This window comes from Streptomyces sp. NPDC005722 (assembly GCF_040630935.1).
Classification (GTDB): domain Bacteria; phylum Actinomycetota; class Actinomycetes; order Streptomycetales; family Streptomycetaceae; genus Actinacidiphila.
Map to the genome: position 1 here is coordinate 1 of NZ_JBEXYN010000065.1, position 12,548 is coordinate 12,548.

Annotated in this window: 13 protein-coding genes and 1 tRNA gene; 6 read left to right on the plus strand and 8 right to left on the minus strand. The window is 73.5% G+C overall.

Translation table 11 applies throughout. The annotated features are described in order from the left end of the window. The 3 genes from ABZ479_RS38520 to ABZ479_RS38530 form a co-directional block, all read right to left on the minus strand. Window positions 1–716 (minus strand): DUF2252 family protein (locus ABZ479_RS38520; protein ID WP_500465927.1); only part of this gene is annotated, 716 nt, incomplete at its 3' end. Window positions 717–893: 177 nt separating this feature from the next. Then, window positions 894–1,247, minus strand: a complete 354-nt coding sequence (locus ABZ479_RS38525) for a hypothetical protein (protein ID WP_500465928.1) — start codon at window positions 1,245–1,247, stop codon at window positions 894–896. A 225-nt stretch (window positions 1,248–1,472) separates the two neighbouring features. Then, a tRNA-Leu gene (locus tag ABZ479_RS38530) sits at window positions 1,473–1,560 on the minus strand. 173 nt (window positions 1,561–1,733) lie between these two features. Here ABZ479_RS38530 and ABZ479_RS38535 point away from each other — a divergent pair. The 3 genes from ABZ479_RS38535 to ABZ479_RS38545 all read left to right on the plus strand — a co-directional run bounded on the left by ABZ479_RS38535 (window position 1,734) and on the right by ABZ479_RS38545 (window position 4,541). After that, complete coding sequence (locus tag ABZ479_RS38535) at window positions 1,734–3,062, plus strand: M20/M25/M40 family metallo-hydrolase (protein ID WP_500465929.1); 1,329 nt, start codon at window positions 1,734–1,736, stop codon at window positions 3,060–3,062. 141 nt (window positions 3,063–3,203) lie between these two features. Further along, the gene (locus tag ABZ479_RS38540) at window positions 3,204–3,437 is read left to right on the plus strand and encodes a chaplin (protein ID WP_018559022.1); all 234 of its coding nucleotides are present in this window, start codon (window positions 3,204–3,206) and stop codon (window positions 3,435–3,437) included. A gap of 189 nt (window positions 3,438–3,626) precedes the next feature. Next, window positions 3,627–4,541, plus strand: a complete 915-nt coding sequence (locus ABZ479_RS38545) for a chaplin (protein WP_500465930.1) — start codon at window positions 3,627–3,629, stop codon at window positions 4,539–4,541. A 67-nt stretch (window positions 4,542–4,608) separates the two neighbouring features. Here the strand turns inward: ABZ479_RS38545 and ABZ479_RS38550 are convergent, their stop codons facing one another. After that, window positions 4,609–4,797: a DUF5703 family protein gene (locus ABZ479_RS38550; protein WP_026250995.1), complete on the minus strand. Its 189-nt coding sequence runs from the start codon at window positions 4,795–4,797 to the stop codon at window positions 4,609–4,611. A gap of 47 nt (window positions 4,798–4,844) precedes the next feature. Here ABZ479_RS38550 and ABZ479_RS38555 point away from each other — a divergent pair, with 47 nt between their 5' ends. Further along, entirely contained in the window at window positions 4,845–5,459 is a 615-nt protein-coding gene (locus ABZ479_RS38555) for a hypothetical protein (RefSeq protein WP_499603648.1), read from the plus strand. A 61-nt stretch (window positions 5,460–5,520) separates the two neighbouring features. On the opposite strand, the gene ABZ479_RS38560 is transcribed toward ABZ479_RS38555, so the two are convergent. Together ABZ479_RS38560 and ABZ479_RS38565 are read right to left on the minus strand one after the other, a co-directional pair. Then, entirely contained in the window at window positions 5,521–7,560 is a 2,040-nt protein-coding gene (locus tag ABZ479_RS38560; RefSeq protein WP_500465931.1) for a helix-hairpin-helix domain-containing protein, read from the minus strand. Between the two features lie 40 nt (window positions 7,561–7,600). Beyond that, window positions 7,601–8,581 carry an aldo/keto reductase gene (locus ABZ479_RS38565; protein ID WP_500465932.1) on the minus strand — a complete coding sequence of 327 codons (981 nt, stop codon included), beginning with the start codon at window positions 8,579–8,581 and terminating at the stop codon, window positions 7,601–7,603. Window positions 8,582–8,707: 126 nt separating this feature from the next. Here ABZ479_RS38565 and ABZ479_RS38570 point away from each other — a divergent pair, with 126 nt between their 5' ends. After that, window positions 8,708–9,760: an LLM class F420-dependent oxidoreductase gene (locus ABZ479_RS38570; RefSeq protein ID WP_500465933.1), complete on the plus strand. Its 1,053-nt coding sequence runs from the start codon at window positions 8,708–8,710 to the stop codon at window positions 9,758–9,760. Window positions 9,761–9,790: 30 nt separating this feature from the next. Here ABZ479_RS38570 and ABZ479_RS38575 read toward each other — a convergent pair whose 3' ends face one another. Next, window positions 9,791–10,396, minus strand: a complete 606-nt coding sequence (locus tag ABZ479_RS38575; protein WP_499603641.1) for a hypothetical protein — start codon at window positions 10,394–10,396, stop codon at window positions 9,791–9,793. Between the two features lie 274 nt (window positions 10,397–10,670). Between ABZ479_RS38575 and ABZ479_RS38580 the strand changes: the two genes are divergently transcribed. Then, window positions 10,671–11,459, plus strand: coding sequence for a ferritin-like domain-containing protein (locus tag ABZ479_RS38580; RefSeq protein ID WP_500465934.1), 789 nt, complete (start codon window positions 10,671–10,673; stop codon window positions 11,457–11,459). Between the two features lie 55 nt (window positions 11,460–11,514). Here ABZ479_RS38580 and corA read toward each other — a convergent pair whose 3' ends face one another. Continuing rightward, window positions 11,515–12,516 (minus strand): magnesium/cobalt transporter CorA, encoded by a 1,002-nt coding sequence (gene corA, locus ABZ479_RS38585; protein WP_500465935.1) that lies wholly within the window; start codon window positions 12,514–12,516, stop codon window positions 11,515–11,517. Between the last annotated feature and the right edge of the window lie 32 nt (window positions 12,517–12,548).

Consider the following 12,548-nt stretch of genomic DNA (forward strand, 5'->3'; position numbering starts at 1 on the left):
TAATACCGTTTGGTTGGGTGTGTGAGGGTCTGCCCGCGGTGGCCCCCACCTCTCCCCGCCCGGGGGCCGCCCCCCCGGCCCCGGGCCCGGGCGCGCTCCCAGCGCGCCACGTCTCCGCCGCCCATCATCGGCGCGAACTGCTGCTGCAACTCGTCCGCCTCGAAACGGGTGTACCAGACCTGCAGGTTGCCCATCCCCGCGAAGCCGCGCATCCGGCGCCGGTAGGCGCCCACGGCCGCCCGCACCACCCCCGCGCGTTCCGCCGCCGAGAAGCCGTTGGCGCGGCCCGCGACGACCAGGCTCGCGGCCAGGCGCTTGACGTCCCACTCCCAGGGGCCCGGCAGGGTCTCGTCGAAGTCGTTGATGTCGAACATCAGCCGCCGCTCGGGCGAGGCCAGCAGCCGGAAGTTCAGCAGGTGCGCGTCCCCGCACAACTGGGCCCGCAGGCCCGAGCGCGGCGTCCCCGCCAGGTCCCCGGCCATGATCGCGGCGGCCCCGCGGTAGAAGCGGAACGGCGACTCGGTCATGCGGCCGTAGCGGATGGGCACGAGCTCCGGCACGCGCCGCGCCGACTGCTCCTCCACGACGTCCACCGGGTCGGGCCGGTCCGCCGCGGGCGCGTACTCGGCGTGCGCGGACCGCGGCGCCGCCTTGCGGGCCGCCTTGCCGTGCGCGGCCCGCTCGCCGGGGGGTACGCACCGGGCGTCCACGGTCATCGCGGTCACCGTCCTCCGGGCCGCACGGCCCGCGGGGAACGGGCGGGTGCGCGGGCCCCCTCAAACGTAAGCCCGGCCCGTGGGCCCGGCGAATCGGGCCCGGACGCGGGCCGCCTCGGTCCCGCGACGTGCAGGCCACCCCCGACGCCGCCGCGTCCGGCCGCTGATGACCCCCGGTCAGGCGTTCCCGCCGACGACGGTGAAGCTCATCCAGGGCTCCGCGTCCGGGACGCCCGGGTTGCTGGTCTTCGTCGCCAGGTAGTAGCTCTCCGTGCCCTCCAGGTTCTTGCAGCCGGGGCCGGTGTGCAGGACCACGTCGTTGAGCGTCTTGTTCATGATGGACCGGGCACCCGTGGGCGGCAGCTGGTGGCAGCCGTCCACCGAGGGGTTGTCGATCTGCACCACCTTGTTGTCGGGGGTGGTGTACACCACCGAGCCCACCGCTGTGGGGGTCACGCCGGAGCAGCTCGCGGCGCCGAGCAGGAGGAACAGTGCGCCGGCGCGGATGCCGTGCCGCCGGGGATCGGCCATGGTGAGCGTCCTCGTCTGTGCGGAGAGCGGTGCGAGGGCAACGCTGCCCCCGGCCGCCGGCGGTGTCATGCCGGGCGCGACCAGTCGGCCGATCGTCCGCCGCCCCTTTCACCTGCCCGGGTGACCGCGGGGCGGGCGTCCCCACCGGGGAGAGGTCCCGGACGCCGCGAACGCCTGTGGGCGGCACCGCCGGTCTCCCGGTCGTGCCGCCCACAGGCGTCTGCGTGGTGTCCGAGGGGGGACTTGAACCCCCACGCCCGATAAAGGGCACTAGCACCTCAAGCTAGCGCGTCTGCCATTCCGCCACCCGGACAAGGTGTTCGCCGCCCGGCACTCGGCCCGGCGACGTGGAAAACAATAGCAAACATCCGGAGGTCCCCGATCACACGCCTGCCGTGACGGGAGCAGGGCGGCCGGCCCGGGCCCCTCGCGGGCCGCGGAGGGGGCGCGGGAGGATGGCGGGGACCGACGAACGAAGGAGACAGCGTGAGCGAGTCGAACTCGGCCGCCCGTACGACCACCGCAGAGGACGAGGTCGTCGACCTCTGCCGGGACCTGATCCGGATCGACACCAGCAACTACGGCGACCACTCGGGGCCGGGTGAGCGGGCCGCCGCCGAGTACGTGGCGGAGAAGCTCGCCGAGGTCGGCCTGGAGCCGCAGGTCTTCGAGTCCCACAAGGGACGGGCCTCCACCGTCGCCCGCATCACCGGCGAGGACCCCTCCCGCCCGGCCCTGCTGATCCACGGCCACACCGACGTCGTCCCCGCGAACGCGGACGACTGGACCCACCACCCCTTCTCCGGCGAGATCGCCGACGGGTGCGTCTGGGGCCGCGGCGCGGTCGACATGAAGGACATGGACGCGATGACCCTGGCCGTCGTGCGCGACATGCTGCGCAGCGGCCGCCGGCCGCCCCGCGACATCGTGCTGGCCTTCCTCGCCGACGAGGAGGCGGGCGGCGTCTACGGGGCACGGCACCTGGTCGACCGGCACCCCGGGCTGTTCGAGGGCGTGACCGAGGCCATCGGCGAGGTCGGCGGCTTCTCCTTCACCGTCAACGATGACGTCCGGCTGTACCTGATCGAGACCGCCCAGAAGGGCATGCACTGGATGCGGCTCACCGTGGACGGCACCGCCGGCCACGGCTCCATGACGAACACCGACAACGCCATCACGGAGCTCTGCGAGGCGGTCGGGCGGCTCGGCCGGCACGAGTTCCCGGTACGGGTGACCAAGTCCGTGCGGGGATTCCTGGACGAACTCGGGGACGCCCTCGGTACCGAGCTCGACCCGGAGGACATGGAGGCGACGCTGGCCAAACTGGGCGGCATCGCGAAGATCATCGGGGCCACGCTGCGCAACACCGCGGCCCCGACGATGCTGGGCGCCGGCTACAAGGTGAACGTCATTCCCGGCCAGGCCACCGCGCACGTCGACGGGCGCTTCCTGCCCGGGCACGAGAAGGAGTTCCTGGCCGACGTCGACCGGATCCTCGGCCCCCGGGTCCGGCGCGAGGACGTGCACTCCGACAAGGCGCTGGAGACCAGCTTCGACGGTGCCCTGGTCGAGGCCATGCAGGCGGCGCTGAAGGCCGAGGACCCGATCGCCCGCGCGGTGCCGTACTGCCTGTCCGGCGGGACCGACGCCAAGTCCTTCGACGACCTCGGGATCCGCTGCTTCGGGTTCGCCCCGCTGCAATTGCCGCCGGAGCTGGATTTCGCGGGGATGTTCCACGGCGTGGACGAGCGGGTGCCGGTCGACGGACTGAAGTTCGGCGTGCGCGTTCTCGACCGTTTCCTTGCGAACTGCTGAAACGACGCTCGCATCATCGACATTTCTTGCCGCTTAGCCGAAAAGAGTGAATGAATCCCGGCGGCAGTAGCGCGCCTCCTCCCTGGTCGTTGGTTCGTGTGCGGTCCGAGGTTGGGGCCGTTTTGCCAACAAGGAGGAAAAATGATCAAGAAGGTCGTCGCTGCTGCCGCTGTCACCGGTGGGCTCGTGGCTGCGGGTGCCGGCGTGGCCGTCGCCGACTCCGGCGCTCAGGCTGCCGCCGTCGGTTCCCCGGGGGTCCTCTCCGGCAATGTGATCCAGGTGCCCGTCAACATCCCGGTCAACCTGTGCGGCAACACGATCAACATCGTGGGGCTGCTGAACCCGGCTCTGGGCAACGCCTGCTTCAACAACTGACGCCGCGGCGGGCCGCACTGCTGCAGGCCTGATCCCGGCGGCCCCGGAGGCGCCATCTCCGCGTTCCGGGGCCGCCGCACCGGCTAGGGGTGGGACACCGGTCATCCGGCCCCGGGGGGTCATTCATTCCCCCGGCGGGCGACAGTCCGCCGGTTTCCGTATCGGAAAAGCAAGAGGCAAGGACATTCAATGCGACAAGTCGCGAAAAAGGGGCTGCTCACCGCAGTCGCGACAGGCGGCGTGCTCGCCGTCACCACCGGCGGTATGGCCTTCGCGGACTCCACCGCGTCCGGGGTCGCCGCCGGCTCTCCGGGCGTTCTGTCCGGCAACACCATCCAGGCGCCGGTGAACATTCCGATCAACGCCTGCGGCAACACCGTCAACGTCGTCGGACTCCTCAACCCGACGGCGGGCAACACCTGCGTCAACGGCTCCATCGACCACGGCAAGGGCCACGGCTACGGCCAGGGCAAGGGCTACGGGAAGAAGGAGAGCGGCGGCTACGGCGGCGGCAAGAGCGGCGGCTACGGCCAGGGTGGCGGCAAGGGCGGCAAGAGCGGCGGCTACGGCGGCGGCAAGGGCTACGGCCAGGGCGGCAGCAAGGGCTACGGCGGCGGCAAGGGCTACGGCAAGGGCCACGACGGCGACGAGGGCTACGGGCACCGCGGTGGCGGCGCCTCGGCCCGCGCCGCGGCGGTCGGCTCCCCGGGCGTCCTGTCCGGCAACGTGATCCAGGCGCCGATCAACATCCCGGTCAACGTCTGCGGCAACACGATCGACGCCATCGGGATCCTGAACCCGGCGGCGGGCAACACCTGCGCCAACACCGGTGGCTACTACCACCACGAGGGCAAGGGTCACCACCACAAGCCCGGGCACCACGGCAAGCCCCACAAGCCGGGCAAGGAGAACGAGGGTGGCGGCGGCGGTGGCGGCGGTGGCGGCGGCGGCGGTGGCAACCAGCCGCAGTCCATGGGCCACGGCGGCGGTCCGTCCCTGGCCCGCACCGGTGCCGGCGACATCGCCACGGGCCTGCTGACCAGCGCCGGTCTCCTGCTGGGCGGTGCGGTGCTCTTCCGCCGCGCCCGCGCGGTCAAGAACTGAGCGTCACGGTCTCACCCCTTCGGGGCCCCGCGTTTCGCGGGGCCCCGTTCCGCGTCCGGGCGCGACCTCACCAGGTGGCGCGTATCTGCCGGATGATCCGTCGGCGCAGCCGCACCCGGCGGCTGCCGTCCGGGTAGAGGCGGAGCCGGTCGAGCTCCCAGTGACCGTACTCGGCGTGGTCGGTCAGCAGGCGCTGAGCCTCCTTGCGGGAGACTCCCCGTGGCACGTACACATCTCTGAATTCGTATTCGGGCATCGCATCTATTGTGCGGGGAGCGCCCCGGTACGGATAGCGTCTTCTGCATGTCTGATGCCGCGCAGCCCACCGTTGCCGAGGTACGAGCCGCCGTCGAGGCGGTGAAAGCCGCGCTGGACCGCCACCTGGACGCGATCGAGAACCGCACCGGGGAGGACGATCCCGCGGTCTACCGGGCCTTCGAGGGCCTCGCCTCGGCCGCCGAGGCCTACGACGAGCTGCTCTACGACACCTACGACGAGGTCACCCCCTTCGAGGTGCCGCTCGGGGACACCCTCCCCGACTACGCCGGGCCGGGGGAGCCGGGCGCGATCAGCGTCCTGATCCGCCGGGACTACACCGTGGCCGACCCCCAGCGGCTGCGCCGGCAGGCGGAACGGGTCTCCGGCTCCGCGGCGGAGGACGGCGGGGACATCGGCGCGGCCGTGGGCGCCCTCTTCGGGGAGTACGAGCCCGACGAGATCGCCGAGCGCCACAAGGAGTTCGGTCTGGAGGAGGGTGACTCCACGCTCTGGGTGACCGCGGCGGGGCATGCCGAGCCCGGCGAGTGGCTCTCCGCGCCCTTCGACCAGGCGGACCCGCGGCACCTGCTCTGCCGCTTCGACGTCAGCGCCGTCTACGACGACGAGGCCGAAGCGGACGAGCTCGACCGGCTGGCCTGATCCGGCTCGGACACGGCCCGGCCGCGGGCCCGGGGGAGCCGCCCCGGGCCCGCGCCCCGGGTCACTCCGCGGCGGCGGCGGCCGCCTGCTCGCGCAGGATGTCCCGCAGACGGGTGGTCCGCTCCCGGGCGGGGACCTCCGCCACGGCGTGCGGGAGCGCCTGATCGACGCCCTGCACCACGGACAGATGGCGTTCCCCGCGGCTGAAGGCGGTGTAGACCCAGGCCCGGGTCAGGTCCTTCGCGGCGTCCCCCGGCAGGACCACGACGGCGGCCGGCCAGCGGCGGCCCGCCGCCTGGTGCGCCGTGACGGCCCAGCCGTGCCGCACCTCGCCGGGAACGGCGTCGGGCGCGACCACGACCTGCGTGCCCCCGCAGTCGAGCCGGAGCCCCTCCGCGCCGGCGGAGACGACGGTGCCCGGCACGGCCGTCCCGGGGGCCGGGGCGTGGACGATCCGGTCACCCGGGTCGAAGCCGCCGAAGCGGCCGGGCCCCGGGTTGAGCCGCTCCTTGAGCGCGGCGTTGAGCGCGCGGGTGCCGGCGGCACCGCCGTGGCCCGGGGTGATCACCTGGGTCTGCTCCGGGGGGACGCCGATGACCCGCGGCACGGAGTCCGCGACCAGCTGGACCGTGCGGTGCACGGCCTCGCCGGCGTCCCGCACCGGGACGATCACGACCTCCTTGCCGGGGGCGTCGACGGTGGCCAGCTCGCCGAAGCCGATCCCGGAGACCAGTTCGCCGACCGGGCCGGGGTCGGGCGTGCGCGAGGCGACCTGCGGGCACACCTTGGCCGCCAGCAGGTCGGCGAAGACCCGGCCGGGCCCCGGGGACCACAGCACCGCCGGGTCACCGGAGAGCACCAGGCGCGCGCCGTCGGGCACGGACTCGACCAGGGTCGCCGCCGTCTCCACGTCGAGCTGGGGCGCGTCCAGCACCGCCAGCACGTCCAGCGCCAGGGCGCCGTCCTCGTCCCGGCCGGGGCCCTCGTGGCCCGAGAGCAGCCCGGCGAGGGTGGCGGTGGCCTCCGCGTCCACGGACCCGGCCAGCCGCCGCCTGCCGTCCTCGGTGGCCGCGACGGCCCAGGCCCGCAGCCCCAGGGAGCGGGCGGCCGCCACGAGCGCCGCCGGCTCCCCCCGGGCCGCCTCCGCGCCGGTGTGGACGACCAGACCGCTGCCGGCCGCGGCCCGGACCAGCGCCGCCGCGGACGGGGACGGGGCCGCGGCCGCCGCGCCCTCCCAGTCCTGGGACGCGTCCGCCTCGAAGGTGTTGAGGAGCCTGCCCAGGCCGTCCGCGAGGCTCTCCTCGGCGAGCGCGTAGCGGTCCAGGCCGAGGAGCAGCCGCACCGGCGCCTCCTCGTCCTCCTCGCCGGCCGCCGGACGGGCGCCGGCGCTCTCGTCCGGGACGTGGAAGACCAGCACCAGGCCGTCCGCGACGGCGGCCTTCAGGGTCTCCTCGGCGCCGGTGACCCCGTTCTGCCCGAGTGCCGCGCCGAGCGTGCCCCACTCGAGCGCGGTGTGGCCCCGCTCGGCGGCCCGCTCCAGCAGCCAGACGACCAGCGCGCGCACCCGGCGCGCGTCGTCGGGGCCGGCCTCGCCGCCGAGCAGCGTCTTGGCGAAGCCGTCGGCCTGGTCCACCCGGACCCCGGCGAGCGCCAGCACCTGCCACGGGTCCTCGCGCAGCGTCTCACCGGCCCGTTCGCCCAGCGCCGTCACGGCGGCCTCGGCCATGCCCTCGGGGGCCCCGCCCGCCGCCAGCACCGTCCGTGCGGCCGCGACCGCGTCTTCGCTGAGCCGGTCGGGCAGCGCGGGCCGCGCCACGGGGGCGGGCGCCGGGGCGGGCGCAGGGGAGGGGGCGGCCGCGGGCGGCGCCGCGGCGGGACGTACGGGCCCGCCGCTCCTGGCGGGCGCGGTGGGACGCTCGCCGCGCTCGATGGCCCGCACCGCCGCGGCCAGGTCCGAGAGTTCGGCGGGGAGCTGCGAACCGACGCCCTCGGTCGAGGGCCGGGGCCGCCGGGGAGCCGCGGACTCCTCGGCGGCGGCCTCCTGCGGCTCGGCGCCCTCCTCGCGGGCGCCGTCCTCGCGGTCGTCGCGGTCCTCGGTCACGGTGGCCTCCGTTGTACGGCGGACTACGGCCGGGGCCCGATCACAGCGTGCTCCAGTCGTGGTCCGGATAGCGGTGCACCGGCGCAGAGACGTCGTCCAGCGCCTGGCAGATCTCATCGGGAAGACTAAGGGTCTCCACTGACAACGCGGCAGCGAGCTGCCGGGCGTTGCGCGCCCCGACGATCGGGGCGACGACCCCCGGGCGGTCCCGCACCCAGGCGAGCGCCACCTGCAGGGGGCTGGCGGCCAGCCCGTCGGCCGCTATGGTCAGCGCGTCCACGATGAGCCTGGCCGTCTCGTCGAGGTAGGGGGCGACGAAGGGCGCCATGTCCTCGGAGCCGCCGCGGGAGTCCTGCGGGGTCCCGTGCCGGTACTTGCCGGTCAGCACCCCGCGTCCCAGCGGCGAGGAGGGCAGCAGCCCGACCCCCAGGTCCAGCGCGGCGGGCAGCACCTCGCGCTCGATGCCGCGCTGCAGCAGCGAGTACTCCATCTGCGTGCTGGCCAGCGGCGTGCGCGTGGGCAGCGCCTGCTGCCAGGTGGCCGCCTTCGCCAGCTGCCAGCCGCAGAAGTTGGACACCCCGACGTAGCGGGCGCGGCCGGAGCTCACGGCGAGGTCGAGGGCCTGCAGCGTCTCGTCGAGCGGGGTGGTCGCGTCGTACGCGTGCACCTGCCACAGGTCGACGTGGTCGGTGCCGAGCCGCTGCAGGGAGGCGTCGAGTGCCGCCAGCAGGTGGCCGCGCGAGGTGTCGAAGCGGCGGTAGGGGTCGGGGACGCTGCCGGCCTTGGTGGCGATCACCAGGTCCGAGCGCGGCACCAGGTCCTCCACCAGCCGGCCGAGGAGGTACTCGGCCCCGCCGTCCCCGTACACGTCGGCGGTGTCCACGAGCGTGCCCCCGGCCTCCCAGAAGGCCTTGAGCTGGTCGGCGGCGTCGAGTTCGCCGGTGTCGCGCCCCCAGGTCAGCGTGCCGAGCCCGAGCCTGGACACGCGCAGTCCCGTACGGCCGAGGTGCCTTTGCTCCATGAGGGGTGAGATTACTGGTCGTCCGGGACCTTTGGGCAGGAGTGACGTACCCGACAGGCGCCGGCGCGCGCCCGGAGCGATAAGGTCCGGGGAACAAGGACGTTACTCATCGGTAAGGGGATCGCCATGCGGCTCGGGATCAACCTCGGCTACTGGGGCGCCGGGATGGACGCCGACAACCTCGCCGTGGCGCAGGAGGCGGACCGCCTCGGCTACTCCGTGTGCTGGGCGGCCGAGGCCTACGGCTCGGACGCGCCCACCGTGCTGTCCTGGGTGGCCGCGCAGACCGAGCGCATCGACGTCGGCTCCGCGATCTTCCAGATCCCGGCCCGTACGCCCGCGATGACGGCGATGACCGCCGCCACCCTCGACTCCCTGTCGGGCGGCCGCTTCCGGCTGGGCCTGGGCGTGTCCGGCCCGCAGGTCTCCGAGGGCTGGTACGGCGTCAGGTTCGACAAGCCGCTGGCCCGCACGCGCGAGTACGTCGAGATCGTCCGCAAGGCGATGTCGCGGGAGCGGCTCAGCCACGAGGGCGAGCACTGGACGCTGCCGCTGCCCGGCGGCCCCGGCAAGGCGCTGAAGCTGACGGTGCACCCGGTGCGCGAGCGCGTCCCGCTGTACATCGCCGCGATCGGCCCGAAGAACCTGGAGCAGACCGGCGAGATCGCCGACGGCGCCCTGCTGATCTTCCCCTCGGCCGACCACCTGGAGGACACCGCGCTCCGCCACATCCGGGCGGGCCGTGAGAAGGCCGGGAAGACCATGGACGGCTTCGACGTCTGCCCCACCGTGCCGCTCGCCGTCGGCGAGGACGTGGACGCGCTGGCCGACCTCTTCCGCCCCTACACCGCCCTGTACGTGGGCGGCATGGGCAGCCGCGAGCAGAACTTCTACAACCGGCTCGCGCAGCGCATGGGGTTCGAGAAGGAGGCCGCCGAGATCCAGGACAAGTACCTGTCCGGCGACAAGGACGGCGCCGCCGCCGCGATCCCGCGCGAACTCATCGACTCCACCACCCTGCTGGGCTCCGTGGAGCGGATCGCCGACCGGATGCAGGCGTACGCGGGCGCCGGCGTCACCACGCTGACCCTGGCCCCGGCCGGGTTCACCCTGGACGAGCGGGTCGCCGCGCTGCGCGCGGGCGTCGAGGCGCTGGAGCGCGCCGGACTCGCGGAGTAGGGGCCACGGGCCCACGGCGCCGGTCCCGGCTCAGCCCGGGACCAGGCGCCCCATCATCCGCCCGAAGGCGATCAGGCGCGCTATCTGGCCGGCCCCGCCGTCGTCGAGGGACTTGCTGAACCGGAAGGCCTCCGGGCGGAAGCGGGCGGAGGCGATCTGGCCGTCGGCGTCGCCGCGCACCGCGCTCAGTTCCTGCGGCGTGGCGGTGGCCAGCACCACGTACACCCCGCGGTCGATGCGCCGGCCCTGTTCGTCGCGGCCCACCAGCGTGCGCATGCCGACGTGGCCGATCGCGTCCAGGGGCAGCACCTGCAGCGAGGAGTCCAGCACCCGGCCGCCCGGCGCGTCCTCGTCGGCGACCTCCTCGCTGTGCCACAGGATGAGCCGCCGGCCGTCGCAGACCGCGGCCTCCTGCCACACCGAGGTGCCGGCCTCCGTCAGGTCGACGACGCGTTCCAGGGTGAAACCACGCACTCGCCGCCGGCCCAGGATCCCGTCGATCGCCTCCAGGGCCACGTCGGCGTGGAGGAAGTAGGCGCGTGCCGCGTCGTCAAGGCGCGCGTAAGGGGCCCAGTCCGAGCCCGCCGGGCCCACGGGGCGTGCCGTCGTCCGGCTGCGCGTCGCCTTGCTGAACATGTCTTGGTCGTGACCCCTCCGAGGGGCTATGAAATCACGGGCACTTCGGCCGGCGGCAGCGCCCCTCGGTTTCCGCGGCCGTGGTGGGGGCTCGGGGGTCTTCCCCGCCACGGCCGTCACCAAACTCAACGCTCGAGGGCGCCAGGGGTTACGTGTCCGGTGCCGGACGGCCCTCATCCGTTCGGCCGAGTTGACGCCCGGGCCTGTTGCCTCCCGCATTGCGGGCGACTTGACTCGTCTTTTGCGTATGCCCGATTCGCGCAGGAGGTACGTCATGCTCTCCGCCCGGAGTCTGTTCCAGGAGATCCTCGACAACGACGACTCCTTCCGGCTGTTCTGCTCCATCGCGGCCAGCGGTGAGGCGCAGGGCGGCTGGGAGAACGGCAGGATCGCCGCACTGGTCCCCGAGTCCCAGCGTGAACTGGCCCCCAAGATCGCCCGGCACGGCGCCGACGAGGACAAGCACGGCCGGATCTTCCACGCCCTGATGCGCAAGCGCGGCCTCGAACCCGTCCCGGTCCCCCCGGACACCGACTACACCATGCTCCTCGAACGCGGCGGCATCGGCCTCGCCCACGACAAACTGCGCCGCGACGAGCCCCTGACCGTGCAGGACGTCGTCACCTACCTCGCCCACAGCCGGGTCACCGAACAGCGCGCCTCCGAGCAGATGGCCCTGCTCACCAAGTACTTCGCCGACCACCCCGACATCGGCAGGGCGGTCCGCATGATCTCCGCCGACGAGGACAACCACCTCGCCTACTGCCACGAGGAACTGCTGCGCTTCGCCGGCACCGGCCACGGCGCGGCCATCGAGCGCGTCCTGCGCGAGTGCGTCCGCGCCGAGATCCGCGTCTACCGCGACGTCAGCCTCGCCGTCATGGCCCACATGGGCCGGATCCTCGGCTGGTCCGCCGCGAAAGCGGCGGTGCTGCGCGCCGGCATCCACGGGGCGTACGCGTACGAACGCCTGGGCGGCTGGCGGCGGATGGTACGGCTCGCGATGCCCCAGCGCCGCGACGCGCTCGGCGGCCCCGAGCCCGCGGCCGAACCCGCGGTCTGAGACGCCTCCCGGCCCCGCCCGCACCGTACGGACCCCGGGCGGGGCCGGGGACCGCTCAGAGCCAGCCGTGCCGCTTGAACATCCGGTACAGCAGGATCTCGGACACGGCGATGACCGCCAGGACCGCCGGGTAGCCCCACACCTGGTGGAGTTCGGGCATGTAGCGGAAGTTCATGCCGTAGATGCCCGCGATCATGGTGGGCACCGCCGCCATGGCGGCCCACGACGAGATCTTGCGCATGTCGTCGTTCTGCCGCACCCCCACCTGGGTCAGATGGGAGCTCAGCACGTCGCTGAGCAGCCGGTCGAGGCTGTCCACCAGCTCGTTGGCCCGGGTCAGGTGATCGGCCACGTCGCGGAAGAAGGGCCGGGTGCCGGCCGCCACGTGCGGCACCGTGCCCGCCGAGAGCCGGATCATCGGCTGCATCAGCGGCGCGGTGGCCCGCCGGAACTCCAGCAGCTGGCGCTTGAAGCCGTAGATCCGGCTCGCCGTGCTCTCCGCACCCCGGCGCGCGACGGACCTGCGGCCCTCCGGAGCGAAGACCTCCGTCTCCAGGTCCTCCAGGTCGGCCTGCAGATCGGCCGCGACGACCATGTAGTCGTCCACGACGGCGTCGCTGATGGCGTACATCACCGCGGTCGGACCGTGCTTGAGGACCTCGTGCTCGGCCTCCAGGCGGTGCCGGATCTCCCCCGGGGCGATCGCCTCGCCGTGCCGCACGGTGACGACGAAGGCCTCCCCGACGAAGATCATCAGCTCGCCCGCGGTGACGGTGTCCCGCTCGTCGTCGTACGCGACCGGCTTGAGGACCAGGAACAGCGAGCCCTCGTACACCTCCAGCTTGGGCCGCTGGTGGGCGCAGAGCGCGTCCTCCACGGCCAGCGGGTGCAGCCCGAACTCACGGCTGACGAGGTCGAACTCCTTCTCCGTCGGCTCGTACAGGCCGATCCAGACGAAGGCCCCCTCCGTGGACCGCGCCGCGTCCAGCGCGTCGGAGAGGTCGTCGGGGGCGGCGGTGCGCTCCCCGTCGCGGTAAATGGCGCAGTCGACGATCACACCTGTCTTCTTCCGCGTTACGTCGGCGCCAC

What these genes read in the sequence shown, in the direction of transcription:
- ABZ479_RS38525 (WP_500465928.1), bottom strand. Translation starts at nt 1,247, where the DNA reads ATGGCCGATCCCCGGCGGCACGGCATCCGCGCCGGCGCACTGTTCCTC.
- ABZ479_RS38540 (WP_018559022.1), top strand. Translation starts at nt 3,204, where the DNA reads ATGATCAAGAAGGTCGTCGCTGCTGCCGCTGTCACCGGTGGGCTCGTG.
- ABZ479_RS38545 (WP_500465930.1), top strand. Translation starts at nt 3,627, where the DNA reads ATGCGACAAGTCGCGAAAAAGGGGCTGCTCACCGCAGTCGCGACAGGC.
- ABZ479_RS38550 (WP_026250995.1), bottom strand. Translation starts at nt 4,797, where the DNA reads ATGCCCGAATACGAATTCAGAGATGTGTACGTGCCACGGGGAGTCTCC.
- ABZ479_RS38555 (WP_499603648.1), top strand. Translation starts at nt 4,845, where the DNA reads ATGTCTGATGCCGCGCAGCCCACCGTTGCCGAGGTACGAGCCGCCGTC.
- ABZ479_RS38565 (WP_500465932.1), bottom strand. Translation starts at nt 8,581, where the DNA reads ATGGAGCAAAGGCACCTCGGCCGTACGGGACTGCGCGTGTCCAGGCTC.
- ABZ479_RS38570 (WP_500465933.1), top strand. Translation starts at nt 8,708, where the DNA reads ATGCGGCTCGGGATCAACCTCGGCTACTGGGGCGCCGGGATGGACGCC.
- ABZ479_RS38575 (WP_499603641.1), bottom strand. Translation starts at nt 10,396, where the DNA reads ATGTTCAGCAAGGCGACGCGCAGCCGGACGACGGCACGCCCCGTGGGC.
- ABZ479_RS38580 (WP_500465934.1), top strand. Translation starts at nt 10,671, where the DNA reads ATGCTCTCCGCCCGGAGTCTGTTCCAGGAGATCCTCGACAACGACGAC.